The following is a 17,943-nucleotide window of genomic DNA, read 5'->3' as shown; positions in this document are numbered from 1 at the left end:
CGCAGGGCGGGGCAGCCCCCAAAAAAATTAAATTCCCTCGCCCAAAATGAAAGAAGTCATATTGAGGCTACCGCCCAAAAGTTCATCATTGAACAGGCGGATTTGATCGTTTTTGTCGGCTAGGCCGATGCTGTAGATCATGGGAAAATAGTGGTCGGGGGTGGGGATGGCCAATTCAAAGGCTTTGCCGCCCTTTTTATAGTCAATGAGGGCCTGATAATTTTGGTCCTTGAGGTATTGGCCCGTTTTGGCGTGGACCTCCTTGGCCCAGTCGTAGCCATAACCAATCGTATTGATTTTAGAAAAATTGACCTGGCGGAGGTTATGAATAATATTACCGCTTCCTACGATCAACACGCCTTTGTGGCGGAGCTGTTGTAGCTTTTTGGCCAACTCAAAATGGTAGCTGGCGGGTTTATTATAATCAATGCTCATCTGGATGACGGGCACATCGGCCTTGGGATAGAGGTGCTTGATGACCGACCAAGAACCGTGATCGAGCCCCCAGCTGTGGTCCAAATCGCCACCGACCATATCACGGACCTCGCGGGCCAGTTGTTGGTCGCCAGGAGCGGGATATTGCACATCAAAGAGGGCTTGAGGGAAGCCGCCAAAATCGTGAATTGTTTTGGGCGGATCAGAAGCCATGATTTTGGTCCCTTGCGTGAGCCAGTGAGCCGAAACGCAAAGAATTGCCTTAGGCTTGGGCAATTTTTTACCCAAATCTCTAAAGTTGCGCACGAATTGATTCTCTTCGATCGCATTCATGGGGCTACCGTGTCCTAAAAATAGGACGGGCATTTTGGCGCTGTTGTCGAGCGAGTCGCTCCAGTTGCCTAATTTAGATAGTGGTTGCATAGCAAATAAGAATGGGCTAAGTGCTAGCCATTTGACAAAATCTTTCCGTTTCATAATATTGATGTATATACATTAAATGTATAGACTTTGTTTCAGTTTTCCAAGTTTTCCATTAAGTTTTAACGCTTATTTTAGGGATTTGGAGAAATTGCGTTCATAATCTTTGACTGGGGCCAATCGTTAATGCTGCAGTAAAGCGGGCTTTTCGGCCTTTATTCCTTTTTGATTATCTTTAAATTTGAGCTCTTGCAGTTCGATAAATCAGGATGAATTTTATGCGCGATATCTATTTATATTTCTTTGGCTTCTTGTTTTTCCTCTGTCTTTTGCCTGAGCAGGGGAGGGGACAGGCGGCTGTTTTTGATCTTTGTGCTCGGCAGTTGACAGGTAGTAGCAATGATTCTTTGACTTGGTCCTCCTCCAATCTTTGTGCAAATTTCACGGCCTATGTGGTTTTTTCTGGACCTACTGCTAGCAATTTGCAGCCGATAGATACTATTACAGATCCTGCTCAGTTGGGCGAGTTGTATTTATATGGAAGTGGGGGAAACCGTTTTTATCAAGTGGGGCTACTTTGTGGGGCGAGTATTTTAACTCGTTCTACGGTGATAGATAATGCTCGGCCCATCACGCCCAATCTTCAGTCTGTAGATTTGCAGACGGGTGTGCCTGTTTTGAGCTGGTCGGCTAGTCCGAGCCCAGGCATTATTGGTTATCAGATTTATAAAGAGAATCCCTATGGATCGGGTAATTTTTTCCCTTATCCTGCAAATAACCAATTAGTAACGGGTACGCAGTTCACGGATGTCAATTCTGCGGATTTATTGGTGCGCTATGCCATAGTTGCCGTGAGCAATTGTAATAAAGGTCCATTGGGAGAGGGTACGTCTGTAGATGGTACCACTGGTCCACATAGTTCTATGTTTTTATCGTCTAGCTTTGAGCCTTGTAGCCGCCGTTTAGATTTAAACTGGAACCCCTATGAAAATTGGGCCGATGGGGTGGCGGGCTATTTGGTTTGGATGCAAGAAAATGGGGGTAGTCCCCAACTGATAGATACCGTGAATAGCAATAGCTATAGTTACTTGGGGGCGGAGGATGGCCAAAGCCTGCGTTTTTGGATAGAAGCCATGGAGGAAAATGGTAGTTATCGAGCCAATAGCAATATCTTAGATTTTAATATCTCGGCCAATCGCCCCATTGACTTTTTAGAATTGACGGAGCTCAGTTATACCCCCGCCAATGCTGGTATAGAAGTGCACTGGCGCTGGGATTTGGATAGCGATTTTGCCGAAGGTCGATTACAACGCTCTACCGATGGGCAAAACTGGGAGGATCGCTTAGTGATTCCCGTACAAACTAATCAGCAGAATAGCTATTTGGATCTGGGGATAGACAGTGCTGCGGGGCCCTATTATTACCGAGTTATTGCTAGAGATCTTTGTGGCCTAAGCTATTCGAGCAATCAAGCGCTTAGTCTAGAGCTAAGAGGCGAGGCCCTAGATAATTTTGAAAACCGCTTAGATTGGTTGCCGCTAGAAGGCGATAGCTTAGAAGCCGAGTTTTATCAGCTCTATGCTTTGGAGCAAGGCCAATGGCAACAAATTAGTTTTTTAGATAGCAGCCAGCGAACATTTTTAGATCCTGTGGATTTAACTAATCCAGAACAGGCCAACCGCTGTTATTATGTACAGGCCGAGGGCCGCCTAAAACTAGCCAACGGCCAATACCGCTTTTGGTCGAGCCGTTCCAATGAGTTTTGCTTGAGCCAAAGAGCCTTGCTCCATTTTCCCAATGCCCTAGCTCCCGATGGCCGAAACCCTCTGTTTAGACCTCGAGCAGCCTTTGGCCAAAATATAGGCAATTACCGCCTACAAATTTATGATCGCTATGGCGCCCTAATTTTTGAATCTGTAGATATTATGCAGGGTTGGGATGGCAAAATCAACGGTCAACCCGCCCCTCAAGGTGTCTATATTTATTTGGCCCAATATCAATTAGAAGCGGGCAAAGACAAGCAGCAAAAGGGCTCCCTCTTTTTACTGCGTTAAAGCTATAAACTATGAAAATTCGATTTTTAGGAACGGGAACCTCTCAAGGCATTCCAGTAATTGGCTGCGATTGCGAGGTTTGCCAATCCAAAGATCCCCGAAATCAACGCCTGCGAGTTTCTATCCTGATAGAACATCAGGGCCAAGCAGTGGTCATTGATAGCGGCCCCGATTTTAGAGCTCAAATGCTGGCCGCTAACGTAGACCGAATCGAGGCTCTCGTCATTACGCATGAACACCGAGATCATGTGGCTGGCCTAGATGATGTCCGCCCCTTTAATTTTCGACATGAAATGGATATGCCGCTCTATGCCACGACCCGCGTCCAAAAGGCCCTCAAAGAGAGCTTTGCCTACATTTTTGCCGCCGATTATCCCGGTGTGCCCAAGGTCCTCTTGCAAACAGTAGAAAAAAATCAGCCTTTTTCACTGATCGGCCTAGATTGGATGCCCGTGGAATATAGCCACGGCCGCCTGCCCGTGATGGGCTACCGCATCGGCAATTTTGCTTATCTGACCGATTTTAAGGCTATGTCTGAGGACCAATACACCTATTTGCAGGGACTCGATACTTTGGTCATTAGTGCCCTGCACCACGAAGAACATTATTCTCATATTACGCTGGCCCAAGCCCTAGAAGAGATTAAACGCATCGCTCCAAAAAGAGCCTTTATCACACACATCAGCCATAATATGGGCCTACATGAAGAGCAGGAAGCCCCTCTGCCCAAACATATTCGCTTTGCCTATGACGGGCTAGAAATTGAAGTGGATTAAAATTAGTTTTTCTTTTTGGGCCACCGCTGAATATAATGTTGCGGTGGTTACTCCCTTCAGTCATCGAACTGCGGCTTTCAGCCTTGTTGTCGCCAGCTCTGCTGGCTCGGTCTGACCTACGGCCACCCCTTCAGATCGCTGGGCTACTCAACAGTTATGTTTTAGCTGGGCTGCCCTTTTTTTATCCCTACTCCTCCTAAATCACTAAAATAGCCATCAACAGTTTTTATCTTTCATCTGTTACTATAAATAAAACTGCCTATGCTTAAAGCGCTGCCACTCTTCCCCCTCCCCTTAATCAAACTGCCTGGCGAACTACTCGAACTCCATATTTTTGAGCCTCGCTACCGCAAATTATTAGAGGACCTAAAAACAGGAGAGCAGCCACTCATCGGTATTCCTTGTACTATAGATGAGGCCCCACAAACTGGACAATTAGGCTGTCTGGCCCGCCTCAAATCTATCCTTAAGATTCATCCCGATGGCCGAGCCGATATCTACCTAGAAGTAGTAGACCTTTTCCAATTGGCTCAGTACGAACCTAAATGGCAAGATAAACCCTATCCCGGTGGTCAGGTTCAAGTGCTTAATGCCCAAAATCTACGCATAGAGGACCACTGGCTAATCCAACAACTTCGCTTACTCAAAGCCCAATATCCTCTGGCCCTTCCCCTCACTATTAAAAAGGATATGGGCGAATTTGACCTCCTCGCTCAACTCCCTATTCAAGATATCGCTAAGCTGAATTATCTACAACTGCCCCCAAATAGCCCCGCCCGTAAAGCCTTACTCCGCTATGAAGTCAAGCAGTTGGGCCTGTTACTGATGCAACAAAAAGCCGTCTATAAAGGCTTTTGCTTTAATTAAATCAACCCTTTGGCCAAATAATAAAGAGGAGCAACTACTATGGTAGTTGCTCCTCTTTGCGGTCTCAGAGAGGGGTTCTCCTAGCCCTACAGAGGGGTTCCCATACCCCTCTGTAGGGGTCGCATAGTCCTCAGGGGGATTCTTACACCCCCAAGCGAGGACCTATACTAGTCCTCGAGAGGACCAATGAAAATCCTCTTGAGGACTTTCCTTAATCCTAGCGAGGACTTCTCCTAATCCTCAGGAGGAGGTCTTTAGGTCCTCAGGAGGACCTAAGGAAACCCTAGCGAGGACTTCTCTTGATGCTAGCGAGGACCTACAGTAGTCCTAAAGAGGACCTCTGCACCTCCTAAGGAGGACCTCTGATAATCCTTCCCCTTATTTTAGGCCCTACTAGCCAGAATTTACAAAAAAAAAGAGCCAAGCCCCCAAGGTCTTCGCTCTCATTTAGTCCTCTAGAACACAGCAAAAATAGATAGGACTGCTTTGCTACAATGCTCCCCTATAGCGTATAACCTAGGGCTAACGGCCTGCGCTGGCCTTCGGCCAGCGAATCGGCTGAGGGATGGGCAGCAGTGGCCCGAAGGGCCAGACCCAGCCGCCGAAGGCGGCGCAGGGCCGAGCGAACTGCGAGCTGCGATACAGCCCGACCCGCAGGCCCAAAGGGCCGTAGGGGCAGCCCCTAATCATCCTCCTAACATTCTGAAAGGCCGATTGGCACTTGTACAGCCAGCCCGCCCTCTGCAGTTTCCTTATACTTAAAGTTCATATCTTGAGCGGTTTCCCACATAGCCAAAATGACCTCATCTAGGGCCACTCTAGCTTGGCCTGGCTCTGTTTCTAGGGCCAAATAGGCCGCATTGATCGCCTTAATGGCCCCCATGCTATTGCGCTCGATACAAGGAATTTGGACCAGCCCCCCAATAGGATCACAGGTGAGGCCCAGATGGTGTTCCATAGCAATTTCGGCAGCGATTAGGGCCTGCTCATAGCTACCGCCCAGACATTCGGTCAGGGCAGCGGCGGCCATAGCCGAGGAGACTCCAATTTCGGCTTGACAGCCGCCCATAGCCGCAGAAATGGTCGCATTGATTTTGAACAAAACCCCTACCTGTCCAGCCGTTAGGAGAAAGCGAGCGATATTCTCCTTCTTAAAGTTATCGGCAAAGCAGATATAGTACATCAGCACGGCGGGAATCACGCCAGAAGCCCCATTGGTAGGGGCCGTAACCACTCGGCCAAAGGCCGCATTTTCCTCATTGGCGGAGAGGGCAAAGCAACTGACCCACTTAAAAATATCTTGATGAGCATGTTGTTTCCCTCGAATCAGGCCGATCCATTCTTGGACATTGCTATAACTAGCGTTTTCGCCCAATAGGCGTTGCATCATGCGGTTGGCGCGGCGGTGCACCTGCAGGCCTCCAGGCAAAATCCCAGTTTGGTGGCAACCTTTATAGACACAGGCCTTCATGACCTCCCAGATCTCCCAAGCTTGCAACAGGCTGCTTTCGGCGGGTCGCCATTGCTTCTCTCTTTCCAAGACAAACTGGCTAATCGAGGCGCCATCCATAGCTTGGCAATAATTGAGAATATCCTTGGCTTTGCGGACCGAATAGCTGGTGACCAGCTCTGGAAAATCCTGTTCCTCCTGAATATGCGGATGGTCTAGAGCCGAGGCCCATTCAATAAAGCCACCGCCTACGGAGTAGTAAGTTTCTTCAATTATTTTATCGGCCAAAAAGGCTTTTACCTTCATGCCATTGGGATGATAAGGCAGGTTTTCGGGCCAAAACTGCAGATCCTGTTCATAGCAAAAAGGGACCTTTATTTGGCCGCCCAGCAAAATCCGTTGGCCAGCCTTAATATCTTGAATGCGGGCCCCAATTAAATCGGTATCCGTCGTTTTGGGGTCCTCATTGAGCAGGCCCATCAGCACCGCAATATCGGTCCCGTGCCCAATACCCGTTTTGGCCAAAGAGCCATAAAGCTCTAGCCGAATTTGTTTTACCTTTGGCCAATTCTCGGCCCCAAGTCGTTTGTGAATAAAGTGCAGCATGGCATTCCATGGGCCCAGCGTATGCGAGCTCGAGGGGCCAACGCCCACCTTAAACATATCAAAAACGCTTAATGAATCCTCTTGCATAGTTGTTGTTTTCTGTGCGGACTAAATTACAACTAGTTTTCAATTCGCCTAAGCCCCCTACTTTAAATCGCTTAAAAGTTTTGTTATTATTTATTTGGGGCTGCCCCTACGGCCCTTTGGGCCTTCGGGTCGGGCTGTGCGGGGGCTCGCTGTTCGCTCGGCCCTGCGCTTTTTCGCTTTGCTCAAAAGCTTGGTCTGGCCTTCGGCCACCCCCTACCATCCCTCAGCCATAATGCTGGTTGGGAGAGCCAGATGAATTTAAGGGCTCATACAGAACAGTTCCCAAAATAGCTTTGTCTATGCCTTCTTTGCTTATATTTTTAGTTTGCTTATTATCTACTGTTGTTGTTTATGGGCAGCAGTTTTCTTTAGCCTTTCCTTTGGATAGTTTGCCTAAGCGTTGGCTCAAGAAAGAGGCTGAACCTCAGGGCTTAACGGCTGCGGCCTTGCAGCAATACTGGCCCAAACAATTGGCAAGGCTACATCAGTTGGGGTATTTGGCTGCTGAGTTGGGGCCGCCTAGGCAGTTGGATAGTCAGGCTTATGTTGTGCCCGTTATCTTGGGACCTGTCTATCGCTTAGAGCAGTTGGCCCTAGATAGTATTTCGCCTTATCAGTTGGCGGCCTTGGGGCCAAAATATTGGGATTTGGAAGGGCAGGCTTTTTCTATGGAGCAAATCTCTGATTTAGAATTGGCCTTATTAGAATATGCCGAGCGCCATGGTTATCCCTTTGCGCAAACGCATTGGCAGCTAGACAAGATAGAGGGGCAGAATATTTCGGCTCAGCTACTATTGGACCAAGGGCCATTGATTCGCTTAGATAGTTTAGATATTCGGCAAAAGGGAAAGAAGAAAGGGCCAATCCCCATTCGCAAAGGGTTTTTGTCTCGTTATTTGGGCCTAAAAAAAGGAGATTTATATGATGAGCGGAAAATACAGACTATTCGCAAGCGGGTAGCGGAGCTCCCCTTTTTGGCCCTTTCTGCCGATCCCTACATTCTATTTGAGGGGAATTTGGCCAAGCCCATCTTATTTGTGCAGAAGAAAAATGCCAGCCGCTTTGATGTGATCTTTGGGGTTTTGCCCAATGACAATGCAATTCCTCCTGCTCCTCGCTTTAAATTTACGGGGCAGGTAGATATAGAGCTCTTAAATCCCTTTGGGCGGGGGCAGCAGATTGCGGGCAAATGGCAACAATTTGAGACGGGCCGTTCGGAATTGAACTTGGTCTATTCGGCGCCTTATATCTTTAAAACGCCTTTGGGTTTAGAGGGCGACTTTTCCATTTATCGGAGAGATAGCACTTATATCGACATCATTAGTCAATTGGGCCTTAGTTATCTTTTTGATGGGAACCAAGAGCTGACTGCTTTTTGGAAAAATAGTACTACAACTGTGCAGCAAATGGATACCTTAACGGTTTTGCAGAATCGGCAGTTGCCCAGCTTGGTTGATAGTCGGCAGAATATGTTGGGCTTAGATTATCATTTAAGGCGGGTAGATTATCGTTGGAATCCTAGGCGGGGATTTATCTTAGGCTTGACAGGGAGTTTGGGGCAGAAAAGTATTCGGCCCAATTCGGCCATATTGAATTTAAAGGACCCAGCGGATTTGGACTTTGATTTTGGGCAACTCTATGATACTGCTAGTACGGCAGCCCAATATCAGATAGAGACCGATTTGCAGTATTATCAGCCGATATTGGGGCAGCTTAGTGTAATGGGGCGTTATCGGATGGGCTATATTTTGGGGCCTGCTCAGAAGTACGACAATGAGTTATTTCGTTTAGGGGGGCAGCAGCTCTTGCGGGCATTTGATGAACAAAGCATCTTAAGTGAGAATTATCACTTAGTAAGTGTGGAAGTCCGTTATATTTTGGGCCAAAATAGCTACACCTATTTATTTGGTGATTTGGCCCAATTTGAACAGGCTAGCCAGCAGCGAAACACCTATGCTTTTGGGGCGGGCTTAGCCTTAGAAACCCCAGTAGGCATATTTGCGATTAGTTATGCTTTGGGAAACTATTGGGAAAATGCTATTTTGTTTCGCAACGCCAAAATACATTTTGGCTATTTGAATCGCTTTTAAGTACTTGCGGCCGAAGCTATTGGCCAAGCGCAAAGAAAACAGCTGAGCGGCCCAGCGCTGCGGAGGGGTGGCCGCAGGCCAGACCTAGGCGGCAAAGCCGCCGCAGGGCCGAGCGACCCGACCAACGGGAGCTGACGCAACGAAGCAAGTAATAGCGAGCCCTGTAACATAGCGCCGCAGCTTTGCTGCGGAGGCCCAAAAACAACAGCATATCCACTTTTGAAAAATCCCTATAAAATATGGAACTGACCACACATTTGGTACGCAAATCTTTTCCTTTACTGACGGAATTAGAGTTGCAAAATGAGATTGTAGCCTCCTCGACTTTAAAGAGTTTTGAGGCCAATGAGATGTTGATGGATTATGGCGATTATATTCGCTATGTGCCTTTGGTGATTGAGGGCAGCGTAAAAGTTTTGCGTCAATCGGAGGACGGCAACGAGTTGTTTTTGTATTACCTGAATGGGGGCGATACCTGTGCGATGGCTTTTACTTGTTGTATGATGCGCAGGAAAAGTGAGATTCGGACGATTACGGAGGAGCCTAGTCAGATTATTTTTATTCCCTTGCAAAAGATGGAAGATTGGATGGGGCAGTATCACAGTTGGCGAGAGTTTGTGATGACTTCTTACAACAATCGTTTTGAGGAGTTATTTACGGCCTTGGACAATATTGCTTTTTTGAAGATGGATGAGCGTTTGTTGCGTTATTTGGCGAGCAAGGCGCGTTCGTTGGGGCAGAATAGCTTGAGCACTACGCATCAGGAGATTGCTAGAGAGCTGAATGCTTCTAGGGAGGCGGTTTCTCGTTTGCTTAAGAAATTGGAGCGGAATAAATTGCTCAAATTGGGGCGGAACAGAATTGATTTGTTGTTAGAGCCTGAAGAGCTAGAGAATTGGAACCGTGAATAGGCGGTAGTTTAAAGCAACGAAAAAGGACCACTTTCTGATTGAAAGTGGTCCTTTTTATTTTGTTCATTTAGTTGGTACTAGAAGTAGACTCATCTAGGCTTTCTTCATCTTCTACAGCGGGAGCTTCGGGGCAATCGCGGCAGGGATCGATACTAATACCATCCATGCGTTTGAGTGATTTCAGCTCGGTGCCGTCTTCTTTCCAGTCAATAATTGTAAACTCTGTACGGCGGTTTTCCTGATGTTCTTCTTCGGTACAGGGGATGCCGTCATAGCAATCGTTGAGCATTACCGTTTCGCCCATTCCTTCTGCTTTCAGGCGTTTTTTGGCAATTCCTTTAGCGATCAGGTAGCGGACCACAGACTCAGCTCGGCGGCGAGATAGGCGCTTATTATAGCGCTTTTTCCCACGGGCATCGGTATGAGAGGTAAAGCGAACAGAAGCTTGGGGGAACATTTCGAGAAATGCCACCAAAGAATCTAGGCCAGGACGAGCATCGGGGCGGATATTTGCTCTATTAAAATCGTAGAAAATGTGTACGATTTCGGGTACGCCTTCTGGGCGTTGGAACCAGATCGTATCGCCTTCTGGGGTGACCATATAGATTTTATTGCCATTGACATCAATGTAGTTCTTGTTGCCTTCTTGGTCCTCACATTCATCATAACCATTTTCGTCTTGGTTACCTGTGGGCAAGCAATCTTCGGGAAACTTCTTTTGGTCGGGGCAATCTGCGGTACCTGGTAGGCAGTTAATGGCCAAATCGACTTCAATGGCTTCATCTCCTTTACCGATATTTCTGGTGGTGAAGGTAGAAGAAGATTTGGTATAGCCATCTTTAGAGACAATCAGTTGATAGTCGCAATCCTCATTGATTTCGAGGAATTCATAATAGCCTGTTTCATCGGTTAGGGTAGACAACTCATTGATTGTTCCTTCGCAATCTGATTTTAGGCGGACCAAAGCATTTCCTAAAGGTTGTTCAGAATAGCCATCGATTACGGTACCTCCTACATCAAATACTCTTTCAAGGTCTAAGGGAATTTGGATCACGACCGTTTGGCCGGGTTTGATTTCTGTAGCTTTTGTTCGAACGTTATTCGGGCGATAATTGAGCATTTCTGCGGCAAAATCGCAGGGATTATCGAGCCCTACTTCCAAAAAGGCTTTACCATCTCGGTTGGTGGTATAGCTATCTACAGAGCTACAAGCGGTATAAACGGTAGCCCCTTCAATGGGCATTTCGGTTGTTTTATCAAAAACGATGACTTCTACAGAAACCGAAAGTTTAGTAAAGCTATAAATTTGGTCGCCTACGCCCTCATCGCCTTGGCCTTCGCTATTATCTCGATTAGAAGCGATTAGTCCATAGGTTTTGGTTTCATTCATCGTAATCGAGAAATCATCCTTATTACTATTGATTGGATAGCCGAGGTTGACTGGGTCTAGCCAAGCACCATAGCTTTCGGTCACCTTATAAATATCTAGTCCACCAAGACCCACCAAACCATTAGAGGCAAAATAGAGGGTCATGTTTACGCCCTCGCCATGAGCAAAGGGAAAAGCCTCATCGCCTTCTGTATTTACGGTGGGGCCCAAGTTAACGGGAACCGACCAGCGGCCACCTTCCATATAAGAGGCATAGAGGTCTAAGCCCCCAAATCCCCCAGGCATATCCGAGGCAAAGAAGAGCATCGTTCCATCCTTAGACAAAGAGGGGTGCATCACATTATAGCCCTCATCGTTGAAGACCACGCCTTCGGGTTTATCCCATTTGTCCCCTTTTTTATTGACCAAATAGATTTTTTGGCGGAGCACGCCATCTTCATTTCCAGCCTTACCGTCTAGGTCTGTTGCTGAGAAATAAGCCTGAGTTTGGTCGGCATTAAAGGTAATTGGGCCAATATGTCGGGGCGTTTTACGAATTTTCTTAGCGTACTTTTCGGCATCGCCATAATCGTAAATATATTTCTTCTCGTCTTTAAGCGTCAATTCAAAATCGAAGAGTTGAGCAAAGCCGTCTTCGGTCCATTTATCTTCTACAATTTTGGTTGGAAACTTAGACTTTACCCGATCACGAGTCGAGCTAATAATTACTCTTTCCTTTTCCCCATCCTTATACAAAACAGGCGAAAAATCATCGGCATTACTGCTCAATTCTGGACGAGGTTCTAGGTCGTACAGATCCCCCGCAGCCCGTAAGTTTTCCACCATAGACTCCTCACAACCCTTTTCTAAAAAGCGTGCGCGGGTATCATCGGGCATGAGTTTGAGGTATTCTCGCACCCATTGGGTCGCCTTTTGGCATTTCCCATTCATCTGTAGGGCCTGCGCATAATAAAGCAAAGTAATTGGTGGGGCCTGAGGCATCAAAGATACCTGCCCATACCAGTACTCCATCTCATCAGAATTGCGGAGCATACGGTAACATTCGGCAATATTTAGTTTAGCCTCCGCTTCATCATAATTCTCCAATACTTTTAGATAGACATCAATGGCCCCCTGATAATTATAGTCCTCCATCAGGCGTTTCGCCTTACGCAATTTTCCCTTCTGGGCCATTAGGCCAGTCCCCAAAAGGCTAAATAAAAGTAATAGAAGAAAGGATTTATTATAACGCATATATGTTTTATTTAAGCACAAGACGCTTTTATTTTGGGGCTGCCCCTCGCTTTGCTCGGGTCGGGCTGTGTCAGGGCTCGCTATTCGCTCGGCCCTGCGGCGGCTTTGCCGCCTAGGTCTGGCCCAAGGGCCACCCTTTTCCATCCCTCAGCCTGCGGCGGCTTCGCCGCCTGCTAAACGCAGAAAGAGCAGCATAAAAGGTCCTGTACTTAGTCGTTTTATTTTGCTGCTCTCTCTTTATTCAAGTAATATTTAGAAGTAACGGACGTGCGTGGTTTTTCCTTTGTAACGCATCAAGTCATAACCCAACATAATCTCATAAGATCCTTGGGCGGGCCCTTGCAATTCCGTTAACGTATAATCATAGGCGGCACCAATGCGGAGGCCATTCTCAAAGCGCATAGAGATCCAGAAATCTACAGAATCATAAGTGCTAGATTGGTCAATCACTTCTAAAGCAGTACGGAAAGATGCACCTACCCAAAGGCGATTATTAAACAAGAGCGAAAGATCTACATCCATTTCTGTAGGTGCCGCTACATTATTAAGCTCATTTTTCTCAAATAGCCCCACATGCTTAAGCAACAAAGAGGGACGGAACACCATACTAGAGTTGATGGGAATCGCTACACCTCCAGACAAATAATAGTGGCGATATTGTTGGGCCACAGGAATATTGGGGTTGTTGGTTTCTTGGCGCAAAGCATTATTGATGAGCATAGGGGCAGATAGACCCACAAACCACTTTTCAGAGAAGAGGTAAAGTCCCCCACCAAAGTTGGGCAACCATAGATTGGGTTGCAAATTCTGAAAAGCAGGGTCGTTAAGATCTTCTAGCTCCAAGTCGGTCCAATCGGCGGCCCAGTTAGAAACCCCTCCCTGCATACCAATAGATAATTTTACCGATTTGTTGATGGGGATATGATAGGCAAAAGAGCCATAGACATTAAATTGACGAGAGTTGGCAATTTGGTCCAAAGACATATTTAGGCCCAAACCAATGTTTTTTCCCTCTACGGGAGAATGCAGATTGATGGCCTGCGTCATTGGTGCTCCCTCAATCCCCCACCATTGTTGGCGATGCAAAATCCCCATATCTAAAACCTTAGCCGTTCCTGCATAAGCGGGATTATAAGCCATAGGCATAAACATGTATTTGGTAAACATTGGATCTTGCTGGGCTTGCATACTTAAGCTCAGCAAACAGCTAAAAAGAAAAGTGTATAAAATACGCGCGCTCATATCAGTCAATTATTATTAAGAGGAATGTCATTTTGAGAGGGGGACCAAAATGCATCTGTATTTTATGGTCCAAACCCTCACAAAAATAGCATTTAAGTTTTGGAAAAGAATAATTTTCGATTCTTATCCCTACAGATGCAGTTAAAAAACGTTTTTGGGCCTTGGCTTGTCCGCTTGGATCGCCTAGTTTATTAGAAATTAGCCTCCTAAGCCGTATTTCATTGCGTCTAGCAGGCCCGAAGGGCCGCAGGCTGAGGGATAGAAAGCAGTGGCCCGAAGGGCCAGACCCAGCCGCCGCAGGCGGCGCAGGGCCGAGCGAATAGCGAGCTGCGACATAGCCCGACCCGACCGCAGGGAGGGGCAGCCCCAAAAAAATCGCCCCTAATAACAGCGTATTAGGAGCGATTCAAAAAGGCTTTTGCTTAGGGCTAGCCTTTAGATAATGAAGATAGCTTCGGTTTCGTCTTGGTCGGGAAATTGGCGGTTGAGTAGCCCGCTGACCTGCTCTCGCATTTGCTCAAATTGGGCCCGAACGGCCTCCAAAAAAGGTTGATCTACTAAGGCTTTGAGCTCTTTGAGATTGCTCATACCCTCGCCCTGTCTAAACTTATAGGTTTGCTCGTAGAGGCCATCTTCAAACTTGATGCTGTAGCGCAATCCCTGCTCGAAAAAGGTGACCTTCATGTCGGTAACCTCTTCTAAATATCCAATAATTCTCATAATCTTGTGGCTTTTGGGCAAAGATAGGGAAATTAGGGAAAAGGGGGCCTAGTTAGAGACCGACTAAGTCGATCAGCTTATAAATATCTGCAGCCGCATCGGGCTTATTTATTTTCTTCAGTAGCTTTGCGCTATCGTAAGCCGCTTTCTGATTGGGTTTGAGTAAAGCATAAAGATTTGCGGCCCCCTTCTTAGAGCTTTTGTAGTAGTTCTCTGTTTTCTTATAGTCGACTAAATGCTTTTTCAAATCAGGCAGTAAGTCATTGTAGCTCAAATAACACCTTTGTGTTTGTTTGTAGTGCAACAACAGCCAAAACTCTAGGCATGGGAAGTTTTCCCAAGCTTCAAAAACTTCAGGAAAGTCAGCTAGTAAATTAGTTTTGATGCGCTTATAATCATTTAATTTCTTAGGATTCCCCTCTCTATCCTCTTTATAAGGCACATCCAAATCAACAATCCAGATCACCTTATCTCCTAATTTAGCATCTGCTTCCTGACAAATTTCACTTAGCTCTTGTGCTATATCTTTAAGTGTTTTTTTAGTTGGCAGACGAGGTGCAATATCTATATCCAAGCGTTCAAAACCTTTTAGGCTATCCAGATACCATTTCTCAGTATCTCCATCTACAAAGAAGACTAACTTTTTCTTTACACTTCTTTTTTTACGGGCTTTAGTCGGTCTTCTGCGCATTAGCTAAAGGATTATAGGGATCATCTAAATTGGGAGTTGCACCAAGTCGCCCTTTTTCATAGGCATGATAATAAGCCTCTAAGGAGCGAAAATCTTTAGCTTCAAAATCAGCTAAAGAGAAAAGTTCTGAAGCCCCATTGGCTTGTTTTTCTGTAAACCAAACTGCATCCGCCCGCAGAATATCCTTAGAGCGCAAAAGCTCTCTTTGGTGGGTGCTAAGAATAAGCTGTGAATTGGGCTGGCTATTAAGTAAAAAGCTAAGCAGAAAATGCTCTAATAGTTCGGGATGCAAGGAGCTGCCTACCTCATCAATGGAAAAAATAGCTGCTTGGCTGGCCAGAATAGCGAGCAAGCCACTAAAGCCAAAATAGCGTTTTGTGCCCTCAGATTCTAGAGAATAAGGTAAGGCATAATAGCTAGATAGATTCTCATCTTTTACCTGATGCTTAATCATTAACTTTTTACGAACTATTTTTCCATCGACTACAGATTGAGCCAATTCAGATTCAGGGTGAGCAGCGACAAAGTCGTTAAAATAAGCTGAAATATCTTCTTTTTGCTCCTCAAAAAGCACATCCTCTATTTTCAGATCTGCTTTTTTTAGAAAAGATACTAATAGATTTTTATCTAAAATTCCTTTACTCAACAGTGTAGAAACAATACCAGTCAAATCTAAGTCAGGGTTAATCATCCCATACAAGACCTCCTTAAACCAAGAAAGCGCAATTCTTAACTCTCGACAGTCTGTATTGGCCTTATGAAAGGCCCCCAAAACAGTGCGGTTCCAGAGTACATGGGTCTTTAGACTTTCCTGCTCTATTGCAGAGAGTTTAATCTTAGAGCCCCAATTGAGTTCACTCAACTGCTTGGCTAAATCTGTTTTTCGCTCAAAAACAAGCGCCCGACGAGGTTCATAATAATGTAGACTTTCCTCTAAAATAGCTTCTTGATTAAAGCGAAAATAATAGTCAAACTCAATTCCTTCATGAATAAAGCGAATACTCAGCGCACTATCCTTTTCTAGCGGATTAGCACAAAACAAAAAGGGTTGATAGTCAATTTTATCACTCTTATCGTTAGCTGCCTCTAGTTGTAGCTCACGCATAAATTCTAAGGCCTTCAACCAACTACTTTTACCTGAAGCATTGGGACCAAAAATATACAGCAACTTAAGCAGCTTCAATTTACTATTGGGCCGATGAATATAATATTCACTTAAATGCTCCGACTTATTCGCCTCAAACGATAGGGTCTGGGCTTCTTGGATGGGACCAAAGTTTTCTACTGTAAGTTCTATAATCATAAGTTTTCTACTATTTCATGTAAATATATAGCAGTGAAACCAGAAATAAAAGTAAATAAATGCCTTTAAATTTTTGCACGCCTCGACAAAGCCAACAAGCCCAACAACATCAATCCCCCATTCAACAACAAGATTTCAAAGCCAAATTTGTAGCCCCACAACAACTCTTCTGAATAGTAATTGATGCCAAAACTGAGCAAAGGCGCCCCAATGGCCAAAAAGGGAATGTACTGGTCTTTGCCCCGCCTTTTACTAAACAACCCAAAGCTATAAAGGCCCAGTAATGGCCCATAGGTATAGCCCGCCGCCTTAAATAATTGATTGATGACCGACTGCTCATTGATGTAGGCAAACAACAAAATAACCCCCACCAATAAGGCCGAAAAAAAGAGGTGCACCCGCTGCCGACTTTGCTTAGATTGCGCACTTTCATCCTCTTCCGACAAGCCCAAAATATCTATGCTAAAGGAGGTCGTCAAGGCCGTCAAAGCCGAATCCGCACTAGAGTAGGCCGCCGCCACCAAACCCAACAAAAAACAAATGCCCATAAAGAGCGGCAGCTGGGTTAAGGCCAGTTGCGGATAAATCAAATCATAGGCAATTTTATCGCCCCGCATCGGAAAATCTAGGCCTTTTTGCTGCATATACAAAAATAAAAGCCCGCCCATCCAAAGAAATAAAAAGTTGACGACCAATAAAATAGCGCTAAAGCTATACATGTTCTTTTTGGCCGATTTCAAGTCTTTGCAAGCCAAGTTTTTTTGCATCATGTCTTGGTCCAAACCCGTCATGACAATAGTGATAAACATACCCGACAAAAACTGTTTGAAGAAGTTATTGGGATTGCTCCAGCCATCTTCCCAAAAGAAAAATTGCCCCAAATTGGCCGCCTCTAAGGCCGAAAAACTCTCGGCCGCACCCAACTCCATGCCCGACAACAGGTAGTACAAACTAAAGCCCAAGGCCAATAACATCATGCCCGTCTGCAAACTGTCGGTCCAAATAATCGTCTGTAATCCAGAGCGAAACGTATAGGTCCAAATCAAAAGCACCGAGCCAGAAGTGATCGCCCAAAGCGGTATCTCCCAGCCCCCCAATCGCAAAATGCTATCTAAAACCAAGACGACCAAGTATAAGCGAAAAGCCGCCCCTAAGGTCCTCGATAAAAGGAATAAACTAGCCCCCGTTTTATAGCTCCGCTCCCCATATCGCCCCTGCAAATAACTGTAAATGGAGGTCAAACGCAAACGATAATATAAGGGCAATAAAATCTCTGCAATGACCAGATAACCTGCTAAATAACCCAAAACAACCTGCATATAGGAAAAGCCCTGATTGAGCCCCCCAGCCCCCACTACACCCGGTATCGAAATAAAAGTTACCCCCGACAAAGAGGCCCCGATCATCCCAAAGGCCACTAAGGGCCAGGGCGCCGCCCGATTCGCCCGATAAAAGGCTGCATTACTGCTGTTTCCCCGACTCTGCCAAAAGGATAGCAAACTCAAAAAGATAAAATAGCCCAAAAGCAAAAGCAGGATCCAACCCGCCGATAGTTGTAGTGGATAATTCATAGTTTTTGTTTTTTCTTGGGGCCCGCGGCCGCCCTTCAATTTGGGGCGGCCGCCGCTATGCTGCGGGGCTCGCTATTCGCTCGGCCCTGCGTCGCCT

At 46.0% G+C, this 17,943-nt stretch carries 13 protein-coding genes; 5 read left to right on the top strand and 8 right to left on the bottom strand.

Annotated features, from left to right (window positions below):
- Nucleotides 1-27: 27 nt before the first annotated feature.
- A complete protein-coding gene (ygiD, locus tag PPO43_RS06370) occupies nt 28-912 on the bottom strand; it encodes a 4,5-DOPA dioxygenase extradiol (RefSeq protein ID WP_272620975.1) in 885 nt (294 codons plus the stop codon).
- 212 nt (nt 913-1,124) lie between these two features.
- Between ygiD and PPO43_RS06365 the strand changes: the two genes are divergently transcribed.
- From PPO43_RS06365 to PPO43_RS06355, 3 genes are all read left to right on the top strand, one after another.
- The gene (locus PPO43_RS06365) at nt 1,125-2,909 is read left to right on the top strand and encodes a gliding motility-associated C-terminal domain-containing protein (protein WP_272620974.1); all 1,785 of its coding nucleotides are present in this window, start codon (nt 1,125-1,127) and stop codon (nt 2,907-2,909) included.
- An 11-nt stretch (nt 2,910-2,920) separates the two neighbouring features.
- Nucleotides 2,921-3,685: an MBL fold metallo-hydrolase gene (locus PPO43_RS06360; RefSeq protein WP_272620973.1), complete on the top strand. Its 765-nt coding sequence runs from the start codon at nt 2,921-2,923 to the stop codon at nt 3,683-3,685.
- A 261-nt stretch (nt 3,686-3,946) separates the two neighbouring features.
- Nucleotides 3,947-4,552 carry an LON peptidase substrate-binding domain-containing protein gene (locus PPO43_RS06355; protein ID WP_272620972.1) on the top strand — a complete coding sequence of 202 codons (606 nt, stop codon included), beginning with the start codon at nt 3,947-3,949 and terminating at the stop codon, nt 4,550-4,552.
- A 694-nt stretch (nt 4,553-5,246) separates the two neighbouring features.
- Here PPO43_RS06355 and PPO43_RS06350 read toward each other — a convergent pair.
- Nucleotides 5,247-6,695 carry an L-serine ammonia-lyase gene (locus PPO43_RS06350; RefSeq protein ID WP_272620971.1) on the bottom strand — a complete coding sequence of 483 codons (1,449 nt, stop codon included), beginning with the start codon at nt 6,693-6,695 and terminating at the stop codon, nt 5,247-5,249.
- A gap of 299 nt (nt 6,696-6,994) precedes the next feature.
- Here PPO43_RS06350 and PPO43_RS06345 point away from each other — a divergent pair, with 299 nt between their 5' ends.
- Both PPO43_RS06345 and PPO43_RS06340 read left to right on the top strand, forming a co-directional pair.
- Nucleotides 6,995-8,785 carry a BamA/TamA family outer membrane protein gene (locus tag PPO43_RS06345; RefSeq protein ID WP_272620970.1) on the top strand — a complete coding sequence of 597 codons (1,791 nt, stop codon included), beginning with the start codon at nt 6,995-6,997 and terminating at the stop codon, nt 8,783-8,785.
- A gap of 239 nt (nt 8,786-9,024) precedes the next feature.
- The gene (locus PPO43_RS06340) at nt 9,025-9,696 is read left to right on the top strand and encodes a Crp/Fnr family transcriptional regulator (RefSeq protein WP_272620969.1); all 672 of its coding nucleotides are present in this window, start codon (nt 9,025-9,027) and stop codon (nt 9,694-9,696) included.
- A 67-nt stretch (nt 9,697-9,763) separates the two neighbouring features.
- On the opposite strand, the gene PPO43_RS06335 is transcribed toward PPO43_RS06340, so the two are convergent.
- From PPO43_RS06335 to PPO43_RS06310, 6 genes are all read right to left on the bottom strand, one after another.
- Nucleotides 9,764-12,319 carry an OmpA family protein gene (locus PPO43_RS06335; protein WP_272620968.1) on the bottom strand — a complete coding sequence of 852 codons (2,556 nt, stop codon included), beginning with the start codon at nt 12,317-12,319 and terminating at the stop codon, nt 9,764-9,766.
- A 252-nt stretch (nt 12,320-12,571) separates the two neighbouring features.
- Nucleotides 12,572-13,561: a PorP/SprF family type IX secretion system membrane protein gene (locus PPO43_RS06330; protein WP_272620967.1), complete on the bottom strand. Its 990-nt coding sequence runs from the start codon at nt 13,559-13,561 to the stop codon at nt 12,572-12,574.
- A gap of 435 nt (nt 13,562-13,996) precedes the next feature.
- The gene (locus tag PPO43_RS06325) at nt 13,997-14,281 is read right to left on the bottom strand and encodes a hypothetical protein (RefSeq protein ID WP_272620966.1); all 285 of its coding nucleotides are present in this window, start codon (nt 14,279-14,281) and stop codon (nt 13,997-13,999) included.
- Between the two features lie 52 nt (nt 14,282-14,333).
- Entirely contained in the window at nt 14,334-14,972 is a 639-nt protein-coding gene (locus tag PPO43_RS06320) for an RloB family protein (protein WP_272620965.1), read from the bottom strand.
- Complete coding sequence (locus PPO43_RS06315; protein ID WP_272620964.1) at nt 14,953-16,275, bottom strand: AAA family ATPase; 1,323 nt, start codon at nt 16,273-16,275, stop codon at nt 14,953-14,955. The genes PPO43_RS06320 and PPO43_RS06315 overlap by 20 nt, the downstream gene beginning before the upstream one ends.
- 65 nt (nt 16,276-16,340) lie before the next feature.
- Complete coding sequence (locus PPO43_RS06310; RefSeq protein ID WP_272620963.1) at nt 16,341-17,846, bottom strand: sodium:solute symporter; 1,506 nt, start codon at nt 17,844-17,846, stop codon at nt 16,341-16,343.
- Between the last annotated feature and the right edge of the window lie 97 nt (nt 17,847-17,943).

It is taken from the genome of Saprospira sp. CCB-QB6, from assembly GCF_028464065.1.
GTDB lineage: Bacteria > Bacteroidota > Bacteroidia > Chitinophagales > Saprospiraceae > Saprospira.
Note: the sequence above shows the minus strand (reverse complement) of the source record. Positions and strands in the feature narration are given on the sequence as shown.

What these genes read in the sequence shown, in the direction of transcription:
- PPO43_RS06355 (WP_272620972.1), top strand. Translation starts at nt 3,947, where the DNA reads ATGCTTAAAGCGCTGCCACTCTTCCCCCTCCCCTTAATCAAACTGCCT.
- PPO43_RS06360 (WP_272620973.1), top strand. Translation starts at nt 2,921, where the DNA reads ATGAAAATTCGATTTTTAGGAACGGGAACCTCTCAAGGCATTCCAGTA.
- PPO43_RS06330 (WP_272620967.1), bottom strand. Translation starts at nt 13,561, where the DNA reads ATGAGCGCGCGTATTTTATACACTTTTCTTTTTAGCTGTTTGCTGAGC.
- PPO43_RS06345 (WP_272620970.1), top strand. Translation starts at nt 6,995, where the DNA reads ATGCCTTCTTTGCTTATATTTTTAGTTTGCTTATTATCTACTGTTGTT.
- PPO43_RS06365 (WP_272620974.1), top strand. Translation starts at nt 1,125, where the DNA reads ATGAATTTTATGCGCGATATCTATTTATATTTCTTTGGCTTCTTGTTT.
- PPO43_RS06335 (WP_272620968.1), bottom strand. Translation starts at nt 12,319, where the DNA reads ATGCGTTATAATAAATCCTTTCTTCTATTACTTTTATTTAGCCTTTTG.
- PPO43_RS06325 (WP_272620966.1), bottom strand. Translation starts at nt 14,281, where the DNA reads ATGAGAATTATTGGATATTTAGAAGAGGTTACCGACATGAAGGTCACC.
- ygiD (WP_272620975.1), bottom strand. Translation starts at nt 912, where the DNA reads ATGAAACGGAAAGATTTTGTCAAATGGCTAGCACTTAGCCCATTCTTA.
- PPO43_RS06315 (WP_272620964.1), bottom strand. Translation starts at nt 16,275, where the DNA reads ATGATTATAGAACTTACAGTAGAAAACTTTGGTCCCATCCAAGAAGCC.
- PPO43_RS06310 (WP_272620963.1), bottom strand. Translation starts at nt 17,846, where the DNA reads ATGAATTATCCACTACAACTATCGGCGGGTTGGATCCTGCTTTTGCTT.
- PPO43_RS06340 (WP_272620969.1), top strand. Translation starts at nt 9,025, where the DNA reads ATGGAACTGACCACACATTTGGTACGCAAATCTTTTCCTTTACTGACG.
- PPO43_RS06350 (WP_272620971.1), bottom strand. Translation starts at nt 6,695, where the DNA reads ATGCAAGAGGATTCATTAAGCGTTTTTGATATGTTTAAGGTGGGCGTT.
- PPO43_RS06320 (WP_272620965.1), bottom strand. Translation starts at nt 14,972, where the DNA reads ATGCGCAGAAGACCGACTAAAGCCCGTAAAAAAAGAAGTGTAAAGAAA.